14 protein-coding genes and 1 tRNA gene are annotated in these 13,580 nt (G+C 36.2%); 4 read left to right on the top strand and 11 right to left on the bottom strand.

Annotated features, from left to right (window positions below; genetic code table 11):
• Window positions 1-146 precede the first annotated feature (146 nt).
• Entirely contained in the window at window positions 147-1,493 is a 1,347-nt protein-coding gene (locus tag HMPREF9225_RS03800; protein ID WP_008901622.1) for a hemolysin family protein, read from the bottom strand.
• Window positions 1,494-1,583: 90 nt separating this feature from the next.
• Between HMPREF9225_RS03800 and HMPREF9225_RS03795 the strand changes: the two genes are divergently transcribed.
• The 3 genes from HMPREF9225_RS03795 to HMPREF9225_RS03785 are packed head-to-tail and all read left to right on the top strand — an operon-like array spanning window position 1,584 to window position 3,989.
• The gene (locus tag HMPREF9225_RS03795; RefSeq protein WP_083772993.1) at window positions 1,584-2,189 is read left to right on the top strand and encodes a DUF4230 domain-containing protein; all 606 of its coding nucleotides are present in this window, start codon (window positions 1,584-1,586) and stop codon (window positions 2,187-2,189) included.
• 7 nt (window positions 2,190-2,196) lie between these two features.
• Entirely contained in the window at window positions 2,197-3,306 is a 1,110-nt protein-coding gene (gene ald / locus HMPREF9225_RS03790) for an alanine dehydrogenase (RefSeq protein ID WP_008901620.1), read from the top strand.
• Window positions 3,303-3,989 carry a TraX family protein gene (locus HMPREF9225_RS03785; RefSeq protein ID WP_008901619.1) on the top strand — a complete coding sequence of 229 codons (687 nt, stop codon included), beginning with the start codon at window positions 3,303-3,305 and terminating at the stop codon, window positions 3,987-3,989. Before ald ends, HMPREF9225_RS03785 begins: the two co-directional genes overlap by 4 nt.
• Before the next feature lie 79 nt (window positions 3,990-4,068).
• Here HMPREF9225_RS03785 and HMPREF9225_RS10035 read toward each other — a convergent pair whose 3' ends face one another.
• Together HMPREF9225_RS10035 and HMPREF9225_RS03775 are read right to left on the bottom strand one after the other, a co-directional pair.
• Window positions 4,069-5,217, bottom strand: a complete 1,149-nt coding sequence (locus tag HMPREF9225_RS10035) for an S-layer homology domain-containing protein (protein WP_008901618.1) — start codon at window positions 5,215-5,217, stop codon at window positions 4,069-4,071.
• 135 nt (window positions 5,218-5,352) lie between these two features.
• Window positions 5,353-5,429, bottom strand: a tRNA-Arg gene (locus tag HMPREF9225_RS03775).
• 101 nt (window positions 5,430-5,530) lie between these two features.
• Between HMPREF9225_RS03775 and HMPREF9225_RS03770 the strand changes: the two genes are divergently transcribed.
• Window positions 5,531-5,776 carry a GlsB/YeaQ/YmgE family stress response membrane protein gene (locus tag HMPREF9225_RS03770; RefSeq protein WP_008901617.1) on the top strand — a complete coding sequence of 82 codons (246 nt, stop codon included), beginning with the start codon at window positions 5,531-5,533 and terminating at the stop codon, window positions 5,774-5,776.
• Between the two features lie 59 nt (window positions 5,777-5,835).
• On the opposite strand, the gene HMPREF9225_RS03765 is transcribed toward HMPREF9225_RS03770, so the two are convergent.
• Genes HMPREF9225_RS03765 through HMPREF9225_RS03730 form a run of 8 tightly spaced genes read right to left on the bottom strand, consistent with a single transcriptional unit; the run spans window position 5,836 to window position 13,389 of the window.
• Complete coding sequence (locus HMPREF9225_RS03765) at window positions 5,836-6,222, bottom strand: hypothetical protein (RefSeq protein WP_008901616.1); 387 nt, start codon at window positions 6,220-6,222, stop codon at window positions 5,836-5,838.
• The gene (locus HMPREF9225_RS03760; RefSeq protein WP_008901615.1) at window positions 6,222-6,875 is read right to left on the bottom strand and encodes an L-fuculose-phosphate aldolase; all 654 of its coding nucleotides are present in this window, start codon (window positions 6,873-6,875) and stop codon (window positions 6,222-6,224) included. The genes HMPREF9225_RS03765 and HMPREF9225_RS03760 overlap by 1 nt, the downstream gene beginning before the upstream one ends.
• An 8-nt stretch (window positions 6,876-6,883) precedes the next feature.
• Window positions 6,884-7,936: an S-methyl-5-thioribose-1-phosphate isomerase gene (locus HMPREF9225_RS03755; RefSeq protein ID WP_008901614.1), complete on the bottom strand. Its 1,053-nt coding sequence runs from the start codon at window positions 7,934-7,936 to the stop codon at window positions 6,884-6,886.
• A gap of 7 nt (window positions 7,937-7,943) precedes the next feature.
• The gene (locus tag HMPREF9225_RS03750; RefSeq protein ID WP_008901613.1) at window positions 7,944-8,840 is read right to left on the bottom strand and encodes an ABC transporter permease; all 897 of its coding nucleotides are present in this window, start codon (window positions 8,838-8,840) and stop codon (window positions 7,944-7,946) included.
• Window positions 8,840-9,937 carry an ABC transporter permease gene (locus tag HMPREF9225_RS03745; RefSeq protein WP_008901612.1) on the bottom strand — a complete coding sequence of 366 codons (1,098 nt, stop codon included), beginning with the start codon at window positions 9,935-9,937 and terminating at the stop codon, window positions 8,840-8,842. Before HMPREF9225_RS03745 ends, HMPREF9225_RS03750 begins: the two co-directional genes overlap by 1 nt.
• Entirely contained in the window at window positions 9,924-11,432 is a 1,509-nt protein-coding gene (locus HMPREF9225_RS03740) for an ABC transporter ATP-binding protein (protein ID WP_008901611.1), read from the bottom strand. The genes HMPREF9225_RS03745 and HMPREF9225_RS03740 overlap by 14 nt, the downstream gene beginning before the upstream one ends.
• Before the next feature lie 51 nt (window positions 11,433-11,483).
• Window positions 11,484-12,548 carry a BMP family ABC transporter substrate-binding protein gene (locus tag HMPREF9225_RS03735; RefSeq protein ID WP_040551303.1) on the bottom strand — a complete coding sequence of 355 codons (1,065 nt, stop codon included), beginning with the start codon at window positions 12,546-12,548 and terminating at the stop codon, window positions 11,484-11,486.
• A 13-nt stretch (window positions 12,549-12,561) separates the two neighbouring features.
• A complete protein-coding gene (locus HMPREF9225_RS03730) occupies window positions 12,562-13,389 on the bottom strand; it encodes a purine-nucleoside phosphorylase (RefSeq protein WP_008901609.1) in 828 nt (275 codons plus the stop codon).
• Between the last annotated feature and the right edge of the window lie 191 nt (window positions 13,390-13,580).

The following is a 13,580-nucleotide window of genomic DNA, read 5'->3' as shown; positions in this document are numbered from 1 at the left end:
GATTTATATATGTAAAATATAAAAATTTAAAAATATTTTATATAGATATGAAATTTTTATAAATTTGGACTAAGTTTTTTAATTCAAGTTTTAAAAAACTAATGATCATTTAATAAATTTGCATCCATTAAAAAAAAAAAAAGAGGTTATTCCTCTTCTTCCTCTTCACCTGCTGGTGGTTCTTCAATTTTTAATTCTATTTTTTCTATTCTCTTATCTTTTGCTGTTAGTTCTGTAAGTGTATATATGTCTTTGTATTTTACTGAGTGCATGATCTTATCGCTATCGTCTGGAATAAATCCAAGTAGTTCTACCATAAGTCCAGAGATTGTTTCGTGGTTGTCTGATTCTAAGTCTGTTCCTAGTTCGTCGTTTATATCCTCTAGATTCATCCTTCCATCGATGATAAATGTATTTTCATTTACCTTTTCAATCTTCGGTTCGTCCTTGTCGTATTCGTCTTCGATTTCACCGACTATCTCTTCTACTATGTCTTCCATAGTTACCATTCCAGAAAATCCACCGTATTCATCTATCAAGATTGCAAGGTAGCTTTTATTTTCTTGAAGTTCTTTTAATAGTGAGTCAATCTTCTTAGTTTCTGGCACGAAGTATGGTTCTTTCAGTACGTTGTCAATGTTTACACTCTTGTAGTCATTTCTTGCGTATTCCAAGAATAGATCCTTTATATAGATCGTTCCTACTATATTATCTGTGTTTTCTCTATATACTGGCACCCTTGAGTAACCTCTAGATAGAATCTCTGGAATTACATCTGCGTTAAATTCATCGTAGTCTAGCATGTAGATATTGGTTCTCGGGGTCATGATTTCGTAGGCGAGTCTATCGTCAAAATCCATTATTTTAACGATCATCTCTTCCCCTTGAGAGTTTATGACACCTTGCTCTGTTGAGACTTTGATATATCCTTTTAATTCTTCTTCTGAGATCTTTTCTTCTACATCTTCGCTGTACTTACCCATGATTTTAAGTGTGATTGTCGTCGCAAAGGATGCAAGCTTCACAAATGGATAGGTAAGCATTGTAAAGATTTGGATTGGCTTTGCTGAAAATAGTGCTACCGATTCTGCATTTTGTAGTGCAATTCTCTTAGGCACAAGTTCTCCAAACACCAATGTGAAGAATGATAGTACAAATGTCACTATTATAAGTGCCAATGTAGGTCCATAATAAATTCCCAATTCGACAAAATAGTGACCTAGCATCTTAGATACGGATGTTGCCGCTGATGCAGATGAGAAAAATCCTGCCAAGGTTATACCAACCTGTATTGTTGACAAGAATCTAGTTTGATCGTCTGTGACTTTTAAGAGAGTCTTCGCCCTCTTATTTCCGTCCTCTGCTAGATTTTCTATCTTAGTTTTATTAGCCGATACTATAGCCAGCTCTGCAGCTGAGAAAAACGCATTTATTAGCGTAAGTATAAATATTAAAATAAGCTGAGGTATTAACCCTCCACTTCCATCGTCCATATATTCCTCCTTATTGTATTATTATAGCAAGTTTTATTTATTTTTTCTATTATCTTAAAAATTTATCCATTTTATGATAAACTTATATAAATTATTAAAGGAGATGATCTTATCAAGAAGAGAACTATAGTTTTAATTTCTATTATATTAATTGGTGCCAGTTTTGTTGCAGGGATTTTCTACGGCGGCAAAAAGGACAATACCAAAGTCGACTCCACAATTCTTACCAATAGATTAAATAGTATTAGAGAACTTTCGACGCTGGAATACAAGTACACAAAGATGGTTACCTATTCCAATGTCAAGACTTTTTATGGTTGGGAAGTTCCTTTTACTGAAAAGAAATTTATAATAACCTATAACGGAAGTATAAAGTCTGGCATCGACTTAAATGATGTAACTGTTGCCGTTGATAATAATAAAAAAGAGATCAAGGTAAATCTTCCAGAGGCAAAGATTTTGTCCCACGAAATAGACGAAGATTCAATCAAGATTTTCGACGAAAAGAATTCAATCTTCAATCCTCTAAAAGTTGAAGATTTTAAATCTTTTGCTACTGACCAAAAGGACAATGTTGAAAAGGAAGCTATCAAAAAAGGTCTTTTAACTGAAGCTGAAAAACATTCTAAGGATGCAATCCTAGAAACCTTTAGTATCGACGGACTATTAGACGATTATAAAGTAATATTTGAGTGAGGTTAATATGAAAATATCAATTCCAAAAGAAATAAAAGACAATGAATTCCGTGTTGCTATTACACCGGGAGCTGTAAACACTCTTGCCCTAGCTGGCCACGAAGTCTATATAGAAAAAGGTGCCGGCATATCTTCAGGTTTCACCGATGAAGAATACAAATCTCAAGGCGCTAAGATCGTAGATCAAAAAACCTGTTGGGAAGTAGCGGATATGATTTACAAAGTTAAGGAACCTCTAAAAGAAGAATATAAATTCTTCCGTGAAGGACTAATTATATTTTGCTACCTTCACCTTGCTGCCAACGAAGAACTTACAAAGGAACTTCTAAAGAACAAGGTTACAGGTGTGGCTTTTGAAACTGTAGAAGTAAATGGAAAGCTTCCACTACTTCGTCCAATGTCAGAAATCGCAGGCAGAATGGCAATCACAGAAGGATCCTTCTACCTTTCTAAACAAGCTGGTGGAAAGGGAATCTTACTCGACGGAGTTCCTGGAGTTGCTCCTGCTCACGTAGTAATCATCGGTACCGGTGGTGTAGGAAGAAGTGCCGTTAAAGTTGCAACAGGAATGGGAGCAAGAGTTACCGCAATCGGACACAATATGGAACAGCTTTCACAACTTATAGATATATTTGGAAACTCAATCGAAACACTTTATTCAGATCCATACAATATTTCAAAAGCAGTTGAATCTGCAGACTTAGTTATTTCTACAGTCCTCGTACCTGGATCTAAAGCACCATGCTTGGTTACAGAAGAGATGGTAAAATCCATGGGAGAAGGATCAGTAATAGTGGACGTGGCAATCGACCAAGGCGGTTCAATAGAAACTACCAAGAATCATCCAACCACCCACTCCAATCCAACTTTTGTAAAACACGGCGTAATTCACTATGCAGTTGCAAATATCCCAGGTTCAGTTCCAATGACATCCACCAAGGCACTTTCAAATGCAACTTCTGAATTTGCAAACTTAATTGCAAAAGAAGGAATTAAAAAGGCGATGGAAAATCACGGACTAAAACTTGGAATAAATACCATGGGCGGATATATAACAAATGCCGCTCTAGCAAAAGTATATGAAGAAGACTGCAAGGATCCAGAAGAACTTATATGAATAAGATAAGAACCAACGGATTTATTTTAAAGGTCATCGCAATAATCACCATGGTTATAGACCATTTTACTGCGGCATTTGAACTTTCAATGCCAGAAAATATCTACCATATAGGCAGAAATATCGGAAGGATATCCTTCCCACTATTTGCCTACATGATTGCAGTGGGATATCTACACACCAAAAATAAAAAAAATTATCTACTGAGGCTAGTAGGCGTTGGACTTATCTCTGAAGTTCTATTCGACTACCTTCTTTTCGATAAGTTTTTTGTAATGAGTTATAACAATATTTTCTTTACATTGGCATTTGGACTTCTAGCTCTTATCATAAGCGGCTATGTAAAAGAAAATATAAAAAATAGATACTTAGGAGCGCTATTAGAACTAGTAGTGGTCATTACACTTGGGTTCGTTGCAGAATATTGTCACACCGACTATGGATTCTACGGAGTGTTCTTGATCTATACATTCTATATCTACCTAAGATCAAAGAGCAAAATCACACTTCTACTGCCTATGCTTTTTGGAATGATACAGACACCATATGTACTTCCAGCATATCTTCTAATCTACTTAGATGATGGCACCCACGGAAGACATCTCTCCAAGTACATCACCTATCTGTTCTACCCAGCTCATATCTTAGTGGCGATACTTCTAAGAGGATTTGTAGGGGCATAAATTTTATAATATTAAATATAAAAAAGATTAAAAAACACACAAATCAACTGACTTGTGTGTTTTTTTAGATTTATTATCATTACATTATTGCTTGCCAATATGTGCCCGTCCATTCGTATTGACCATTTGTATTGTACACTTTTCCACTTATAGGATCTTTCACTGTCATTGGTCTTTCTCCTGGTTTTACAACTTCGTTCCAAGGAATTTCTTGTAAATTTTCATTTATAATAGGTGGATCTTCTGCACCAATAGTTCTCATTTTTTGCCACTCAAAATCAAAATGTCCTTCCCCTGTCTTAGGGTCAATTGAATAAGGTTGTCCTCCTATTGACATTTTTTCTTCACCAAATTGTCCAAATAATGAATACCAACCATGCCAGCCTAGATCCCCTTCTTTGAAAACTGAACCATCTTTCATAATTAGTCCTGTATAAGGATCTACTCCTTGACCTGCTCCTAGTACACCTGCCATTCCTATTTTTAGTGTTACTCTTGTACCATCGGCTTTGATTACTATATCGCCTTCTTGTGGTTGTCTTACATATTTTCTTTTCATTTTTTCTTTCCAAATCATTGGTTTTGTTGGGTCTGTTAATTGTAGTCCTTGTTCATCTACTGTTGGCTTCTTAGCTTCTTGTGTTGTTCCACCTAGACCTTTTATAATAATTGCTGTTTCTGCACGAGTTAGTGATTTAGCACCATTGAAGTTTTGTTTTTCATCGCCTTTTATTAGTCCGGCATTTACTACATTTGCTACAAAATCTTTGTATTCGTTTGGGATATTATTAAAGTCTTTTATTGTTGTTGGCTCCGCTTTATTTAGCTTTTGATTCTTTAGCTTTTCTAAACCTAGGGATAGGTATTTTGCCATTTCGTTTCTTGAGATTTCTGCATTTGGATTTGCAATTCTTTCTGTTATTACACCCTTACTTTTTAATTCATTAAGAGTTGGATTGTACCATTCTCTTGGATTTTTATTGTCTGGCGCTTGTTTAACGCCAAGCGTGTTGTTTAGCAGTGTCAAGAACTCTGCATAACTTACTTTTCTACTTGGTTTAAATGTGTTGTCTTGATATCCATTTATTATTCCAGCATCTGTTAATTCTGATACAGCTTCATAAAACCAGTCGCCTTTTTTAACATCGGTAAAGTCCTTCGCAAAAATATTTATCGGCGATAATAATATAGCTGTTAATGTTACTATTGTTATTAGTTTTTTCCTCATTTGCTACTCTCCTTTGTATTTCTTAATTAAATTATACATTAATTCTAAGTTTTATAGAACTATTAAGAAGTATAATAATTCCATTAACTTAGATGACCACAAGCATAAAAAAAGCACCTTCAAGGTGCTAAATTTTGGTGAACACGAGAGGAGTCGAACCTCCGGCCTAGGCTTTAGGAGAGCCTCGCTCTATCCTACTGAGCTACGTGTCCGTATTTATTTATTATACCAAAATATTTAAAATTTTTCACTTTTTCTGGTAGAAAATTTAAATTTCGATTCTTTGGGTATATAAAGTATAAGGAGGAATATTATGATTTGGAGTATAATCGTCGGCGGTGTAGCCGGCTGGATTGCAAGTATTATAATGGGTAAGAACGCAAGCATGGGAATATTTAAAAATGTCATCGTAGGTATCATAGGTGGATCCATCGGAAGATTCGTACTTGGTATGTTTAATATTATCCAAGGTGAAGGCACCAAAGCATCACTTGCAGTAGGCGTGTTCGGAGCAGTAATTCTACTAGCAATTGTAAACGCAATTACTGGAAGAAAATAAATATATTTTATTTGTAATAAAATTAAGAGAGACTCGCGGTCTCTCTTTTTTATTCGTATTTAATCTCCTAAGCCTATCAAATTGTCTCCATTTTTTTCTGCAAAGTCTAGTACTTTCATAAGTTTATCGATGTAGTTTCTTATCTTTTTCATGGATAAATTATATTTTTCAATTATTTTATTTTCTAGTTTCGCATTTTCTTCTAAAAATCGAGTGATGGATTCTAAAAATTCTTTTATAAATTTAATTTCTCTATTATCTATCTTGGATATTCCATAGAGATTTAATTCCAAATAGTTTTCGTAAAATTCAAATTCATTTTTATAATCGAAAATAAAATCCTGAAATCTTTTTGGTTCTTCCGCATAGGCTTCTTTATTCTTAAGTTTTATAAATTTTTCGTAGGCGTCTTCTCTATCTTTTGCAGAAACTATTATAAGCGCCATTATAGTTCTCTTTTCACTTGGCCGTAGGTTTTAAATCCTTCCAGCACTTCATCCATCTCTTCTTTACTTAGCACTACCGGTTCTCCTACGCTCATGGCTGTTACTTGGATTTCTGCCACATATTCCATTCCCTTAGCAAGTCCATAGGCAGATTTTAAATTCTTGCCGCAGACTACTATTCCGTGGTTTGCAAGTAGGACTGCATTACTTTCCTTTGCGGATTCTACCGCAACTTTTGCAAGTTCTTCTGTGCCATACCTTCTATATGGAGCGCAAGGAACTTCGTTTGTTCCTGCATCTGCTATGACATAGTGGACCGCCTTTATCGGCATCCTAAGTGTTGATAAAGTTGTGCAGAATTTAGAATGGGTGTGGACCACTGCTCTCGCTTCCGGTTTATTTTTATAAAAAAGTGTATGGAGATGCCATTCGCTGGATGGTTTTCTCGTGCCTTCTATAATATTTCCCTCAAGATCCATCGCCACTATATCTTCTGGTGTCGTGTCGAAATATCCAATCCCAGATGGCGTAATGAGCACGACTCCCTCTTCTTTTAAATAGATGGAGAGGTTGCCGCTGGTGCCTGAGGATAGTCCTTCCGAAGACATCTTTTTGCCATATTCAACTAATTCTTTCTTCTCTTCTAAATACATCTTAACCTCTAATAAAATTTCCCGTCGCTATCTTTGAAATAATTTTTAAGTTCTTCTGGGCTAAAGATTCCCTTGTCTGTTACCACTCCCTTTACAAATTCATAAGGAGTTTTATCAAAGGATGGATAATAACCCTTCACACCTTTTTGAGTCTGTTTTACTCCTCCAAGTAGAAGTGATTCCTCTGGGTTTCTCATTTCAATCTTAACATCGTCTAGAGTCTTCTTGCCTAAATCTGGAATTCCTGTCACATAGTATGGAACGCCAAAGTGTTTACAAAGTAATGCTATTTGAAGCGTGCCTACCTTGTTTACCACAGAGCCGTCTTCTGTAATTGTATCTGCTGCAGAACTAAATACATCCACCATATTTTTAGAAAGTATCTCTCCAATCATATTGTCTGTTACGACTGTGGTGTCGAATCCTTCTTCTGCAAAACATGATGCGGTAAGTCTCGCTCCTTGAAGGAATGGTCTAGTCTCTGGGCAGATCACTTTGAACATTTTATTTTCTCTCTTTGCAGCTCTTATAACTGTTCCGATTATGGTTTCTCCATAGCATTGGGTTAAGAGTGTTCCACCTTCTGGAATAAGTTCTAGAAGACTATCTCCCACCTTTTGCATAGTTGTATACCTTCTGTTGAGAGAGTTCACTGTATCTTCTACGATTAATTCTATTGGATCTTCTCCATTTGCTATTGCATCTTTTGCAATTTCTAAACATCTTGAAGTTATGATTCCATACCTTGATGCGGTGGTGATTCTCGCGTTGCGAAGTGCATTTTCCGCTTCTTCTAAGAATTTAATTCTTTCGCTCTTTTCTAAATTTCTAGATTCATATGCTGCAAGTGCCATTCCCATGCCCACTGCTGTATATGGTCCTGCACTTTGAGTTACGAGATTTTGAATGGCAAGGACCACTTCTTTATAGGTCTTGCAATTTACAAATTTTACTTCTCTTGGATACACTCTTCTGTCCAAGATTCTAACCTGACCATCTTCGTACCAGGCTACATTTTCATATCTAAGTAGGAATGGCATTCCCTTATCTTCTCTAATCATATTTCTCCTATTTCGCTTTCTTTCTCATTCTATTTCCAAATATTGCAAGGGCAATTATGGTTGCAGTATATGGTATTGCCATGGTTAGTTGACTCGGTACCACGTTTTGTATCGCAACTCCAAAGGCTTGACACGCTCCAAAGAAGAGACTTGATATTATACAAAATATTGGATGATTTCTCGCCATTGATGCAGCTGCCATTGCAATGAATCCTCTACCTGCAGTCATGTTTTCTGTAAAAAGTGTTACTTGACCTAGACTTAGTGCAACTCCTCCGAGACCACAGAGAGCTCCAGAAATTATTACAGTAATCATCTGAGTTCTAAGTGAATTGATACCGAGAGAGTTGGCTGCATTTATGTTTATTCCAACTGATAAGGTTCTAAATCCTCTAACGGTTTTGTAAAGGAAAACATATATTAAAAATGCAGTGAAGTAAGATAGATAATCCAAAATTGTTAAATTTTCAAAAACTCTTCCTACAAAAGGAATATCTTTTATTATTGGAAGGTTAATCTTTGTTAGTGAAATTAATTCTGGAGAGGAAAAACTTCCCTTTACTCCCAAAATAATATATAGAAATATTGCAGTAAGTCCACCTACAAGTAGGTTAATAGAAGTACCTATTACCATATCCGCTGCCTTGTACTTAACTTGTAAAAATGCAACGATTGTGCCGATGATACTTCCTGCAAGCATCCCTGCAAGGATTGAAAGGATGACACTATGGAAGAAATAATTTACAACTATGGCTACAAATGATGCGATGAGCATCTGACCTTCTAAGGCGATGTTAAATACTCCAACTTTTGAGCAGATTCCAGAGCCTAGTGCTGCAAATAGTACAGGCGTTGCAGATCTTAAGGTTGAGTTGATTATACTTGCCAAATAATTCATATCCATTACTTATCATCTCCTTCCGCTATTTCTTCTACATTTGATTTTATTTTTCTTCTCTTAACAATGTGTTTGTAAGTTATCTTAACTGAAACGAATAATGTGATTGCAGATTGAATAATCGTTGAAAGTTGAAGTGGAATATCTGCAGATCTTTGAATAGCTTGACCTCCAACTTGTAGCCCTGATAAAAATATAGAGGACACAAAGATTCCAACTGGATGTAAATTCGCAATAAGCGCCGCCATAAGTCCAGTCCATGCGTATGAAGTGGAAGTAAACATTCCGCTCATGTATCTGTATTTAACTCCAAATATTTCACAGATCCCTGCAAGTGCAGCTATAGCACCTGATAATCCCATGGTTATAAGCATCACCTTTTTTTCGTTTACTCCGCCATACTTGGCAAAATTCTTGTTAAATCCTGTCATCTTTGATTCGTATCCAAAGGTGGTCTTGTTGGATATAAATATTAAAAATATCATACATAGAACAGCAATTATAAATCCTATGTTGAATGTAGAAGTTTTAAAAAATCTTAAAAATTTAAGTCCATCTCCTATGGCTTCCGTTTGAATTGAAAATCCATCTCCAGAGGTTGCCCTTAGTGGAAATGTTACGAAGTAGGATACCACATTGTCGGCGATATAGTTCATCATTAGCGTACAAATGACGATGGTAACATTAAACTTCATATTTAAAACCGCTGCAATAGTTGCGTAGAGGGCTCCTGCTATAAGTCCTACTATTATTGCAAGGACTAACACAAGTTTAGGTGGTCCAGGCACAAGTAGTGCTACTACTAGCGCAGAGAAACCTCCCACTATCATCTGTCCTTCCACACCGATATTTATATATCCTGCCCTCCATGCCATCGCCGTTGCAAATGCGCAGATGGCGATAGGAGTTGCCCTAGTTAATGTCTGTAAGAAATAATATGAAGAGAAGAATGATTTGTTAAACATCTCTTGATAAACCTGCGCAGGATCTGCACCAGATATTAAAATTACAATGGTTCCTACTAAAAGTCCAAAGAGCACTGCAATTGCAGTCTGCCCAAGGGAAGCTAGCATTGCTCTTCTTTTGTAATTAATTTTTTTCAACAATCTTTCCTCCCATCATAAGTAGACCGATCTTTTCAGAGTCTGCTTCTTCTCTCGTAAATTCTCCATTGAATCTGCCATCATAAATTGTGTAGATTCTATCTGAAAGTTTAAGTATTTCTGTAAGTTCAGAAGAAATAAGTAAAATGGCGTCGCCCTTTTCTCTCTTCTCTAAAAGTTTGTTATGAATCTCTTCCATGGCTCCTATGTCTACTCCTCTAGTCGGTTCGGCTGCAATTAAAAATTTTGAATTCTGTTCTAGTTCCCTTCCGACGATTAATTTCTGAATGTTTCCTCCAGAGAGTTGTCCCGCCTTTTGATCTAGAGATCCATACCTAATATCATATTTTTTTAGCACATCTAGAGTAAATTTATCGATTTCTTTGCCCTTTAAGATTCCTTTATTAGAAAGTCTTTCGTTTTTATGATGATGCATAATCGTAGTTTCTCTAAGGTCTGCTTCCTTCGCACAGCCCCAAAGATATCTGTCCTCCGGCACCACTGCAAGTCCGGCATCTCTTATCTCTTCCACAGATCTATTTTGAACTTCTCTACCTTCTATGGAAATTTTTCCGGAATCTACATTTTGAAGCCCCGTTAAAACTTCTATGATTTCCGATTGACCATTGCCTGATACTCCTGCAATACCTACGATTTCTCCACCGTAGATCTTCATGGAAAGATCCTTTAAAAGTTCCTCCCCATTGTTATTTAAATTTACATTTTCTACATCTAAAACCACATGATCCTTCTTCGTGTCGCAGATGGTATTTTCAGTAAGTTTTTTTCCAACCATTAGGTAAGAAATTTCTTCGATGGAAGTATCTTCTTTGTTAAAGGTAGCTATGTGTTTACCCTTCTTCATGATGAATATTCTATCTGAGACAGCCATAACTTCATTTAGTTTGTGGGTTATAAGTATGATGCTCTTGCCAACTTTTGAAAGTTCTTTTATGGTTATCAAAAGTTCGTCAACTTCTTGTGGAGTTAAAACAGCAGAAGGTTCGTCAAAAATTATTATCTCTGCGTTTTGATATAGCACCTTTAAGATTTCTATTCTCTGTTGAATCCCAACTGGGCAGTCTTCCACTTTTTGATCTGGATTTATTTTAAGCCCATACTTTTTAGATAATTCTACTACATCTTCTCTCGCCTTTTGCCTATCGAAAAACATTCCTTTTTTAGGTTCTTCTCCAAAAACTATATTTTCAAAAACTTTAAATGGATTAAATAGCATAAAGTGTTGTTGAACCATTCCGATTCCGTGTTTGATTGCATCCCTTGGGCTTTTTATATTTACTTCTTCGCCTCTAATCAAGATTTGACCGCTGTCCTTTGATTCTATTCCATAGAGGATTTTCATAATGGTGGATTTGCCGGCTCCGTTTTCGCCAACTATGGACAGGATCTCTCCTTCATTTAGATTAAGACTTATATCATCATTAGCAAGCACATTGTCATAGGACTTGCTGATGTTTTTCATTTCAAGTAACATATTTCTCCTTTATAAAAAAATGTTGAAGGCATAGCCTCCAACATTTAAATTTTACTTATAATCTTCTTCTTTTGGCAATGTTTTAAGGTCTAACTCTCCTGATTTAATTTTTTCTGCTGCTTCTTTTAACTTTGCAATATCTTCATCAGTAAGTCTGTCACTTCTTGGGTTTTTACTTTCGTGAGTTACATAAACTGCACCGATAGTTCCTTCTTCAAGTCCCCATTCTTCGTTGTCAGATTTCCAGTTGTCACCTTGTTCCATAAATTGTTTTACTAGGTATTGAACTGTTGCGTAAGAGTCTTTGATTTGAGATGAAACGATGTACTTGTTGTCTGGATTTGTTAAGTCGATGTCTTGTCCAGAAGTGTAGAATCCTTTTTCAAGTGCTGCTTCGAATACACCTTTGTCTCCACCAGCTGCTGCTGCGTTTATGAATCTTGCGCCTTGTTCATATTGTTGGATTGCAAATTCTTTTGCCTTTGCAGGTTCATTGAATGATCCTGTGTAGTTGAATACGAATTTTGAATCAGGTTTGATTGATTTTGCACCTTCCATAAATCCGTATCTCCATTTCCAAGATCCAACTCCTTGGTTAACGTGTACTCCACCGAAGAATTGTTCATCAGGTTCTGTTACCATTGCAGCGATCATACCGATTAGGTAAGCACCTTCTTGTTCTCTAAACGAAATACATTTTACATTTTCAGCTTCAACTTCTGAGTCGATAAGAGCATATTTAGCTCCGTCAGGGAATTCTGTAGCTATTTTGTTTATAGCTTCTCCTGATGGCCAACCTCCACCGATGATAAGGTCAACTTTTTCTTCAACTAGAGCTCTTGTGTTTTCTTCAAAAGCTGCTGCGTCAGCACATTCAACTACGATTGGTTCGAATCCTAGTTCTTTAGCTGCGTCTTTTAGACCAGCGATCATGTTAAGTACGAATACTTGAGTTCCTGCAGGGTCAGTTACCAAAGCTATCTTCTTCTTAGCTTCTCCTGATTCTGCCTTTCCTGCATTTGCATTTGCCTTTTCATTACCAGTCTTGTTTCCACAAGCTGTAATGGTTGTAGCTAGCATAAGTACAGCTAACAGTAGTGCGATTTTTCTCTTCATAAAATCCTCCATTTTAAATTTGTTTTAATATATTTTTCAACAAAACTCTGAATTTCTTTTCAGATCTTTCAGCAGTTTCGTCTACTTCCTCGGTTGTTAGTGGAACATCTAGTATTCCGGCTGCCATATTGCTCATAAGCGAAAGCCCTAGCACCTTCATGCCACAATGGGCAGCTACTATTGCTTCTGTAACGGTGGACATGCCTACTGCATCTCCTCCCAATGCTCTTATGGCTCTTATCTCTGCAGGAGTTTCAAACTGTGGTCCCGGCATGTAGAAGTAAACTCCTTCTTTTATATCTATTTCGGAAATCTTCGCAGCCTTTTTAGCTACTTCAATATATTCTTTGTCATATGTGTTTGACATATCGAAAAATCTCGGACCAAACTCAGGTATATTTTTTCCTCTTACAGGGCTTGCACCGTTTAATTTTATTTGGTCTTTTATAATCATAATATCTCCAGCAACGAAGCTTTCGTTTACTGCTCCTGCTGCATTGGTAAGGATAACCATCTTACATCCAAGTAGGTGCATAACCCTCATAGGTATGGTAAGCTCTTCGAAGTCATACCCTTCGTAGTAATGAAATCTCCCGGACATGCACACGACTTTCTTGCCACTTAAATCTCCTAGGATAAGTTTGCCTGCGTGGGAATCCACAGTCGCATCCAAGAAATTAGGTATGTCCTTGTAATCTATTATGATTTTATTTTCTATTTCTTCTGATAAATTTCCAAGACAAGATCCCAAGACAATAGCTATCTCAGGAACGAATTCTATTTTAGAAAGTATGTAGTCTGCACTTTTTTTATAAAACTCAAAGTCTAGCTTGCTATTCAAATTAATCCCCCAAATTTTATTTAAATTTTTTACTAGTATTTCATTTCAATTTTGGTTCGTAGTAAGTTTTAATACTAGTGTAAAATATGTGTAACACTAATGTAATTATATCATTTAGATTTCACTACTTCAACAGATTACACCAAATCCAATTACATTTTCTTATAGTAAAAAAATAAAAAACCGGAGAT

Origin of the sequence: Peptoniphilus duerdenii ATCC BAA-1640 (genome assembly GCF_000146345.1) — a bacterium.
Lineage (GTDB): Bacteria > Bacillota > Clostridia > Tissierellales > Peptoniphilaceae > Peptoniphilus_B > Peptoniphilus_B duerdenii.
The sequence above is the reverse complement of the archived record's forward strand: the minus strand, read 5'-3'. Positions and strand labels throughout refer to the sequence as shown.

Excerpts from the sequence above, each read along its gene's own strand:
- HMPREF9225_RS03800 (WP_008901622.1), bottom strand. The coding sequence starts at position 1,493 with ATGGACGATGGAAGTGGAGGGTTAATACCTCAGCTTATTTTAATATTT.
- ald (WP_008901620.1), top strand. The coding sequence starts at position 2,197 with ATGAAAATATCAATTCCAAAAGAAATAAAAGACAATGAATTCCGTGTT.
- HMPREF9225_RS03785 (WP_008901619.1), top strand. The coding sequence starts at position 3,303 with ATGAATAAGATAAGAACCAACGGATTTATTTTAAAGGTCATCGCAATA.
- HMPREF9225_RS10035 (WP_008901618.1), bottom strand. The coding sequence starts at position 5,217 with ATGAGGAAAAAACTAATAACAATAGTAACATTAACAGCTATATTATTA.
- HMPREF9225_RS03770 (WP_008901617.1), top strand. The coding sequence starts at position 5,531 with ATGATTTGGAGTATAATCGTCGGCGGTGTAGCCGGCTGGATTGCAAGT.
- HMPREF9225_RS03765 (WP_008901616.1), bottom strand. The coding sequence starts at position 6,222 with ATGGCGCTTATAATAGTTTCTGCAAAAGATAGAGAAGACGCCTACGAA.
- HMPREF9225_RS03760 (WP_008901615.1), bottom strand. The coding sequence starts at position 6,875 with ATGTATTTAGAAGAGAAGAAAGAATTAGTTGAATATGGCAAAAAGATG.
- HMPREF9225_RS03755 (WP_008901614.1), bottom strand. The coding sequence starts at position 7,936 with ATGATTAGAGAAGATAAGGGAATGCCATTCCTACTTAGATATGAAAAT.
- HMPREF9225_RS03750 (WP_008901613.1), bottom strand. The coding sequence starts at position 8,840 with ATGGATATGAATTATTTGGCAAGTATAATCAACTCAACCTTAAGATCT.
- HMPREF9225_RS03740 (WP_008901611.1), bottom strand. The coding sequence starts at position 11,432 with ATGTTACTTGAAATGAAAAACATCAGCAAGTCCTATGACAATGTGCTT.
- HMPREF9225_RS03735 (WP_040551303.1), bottom strand. The coding sequence starts at position 12,548 with ATGAAGAGAAAAATCGCACTACTGTTAGCTGTACTTATGCTAGCTACA.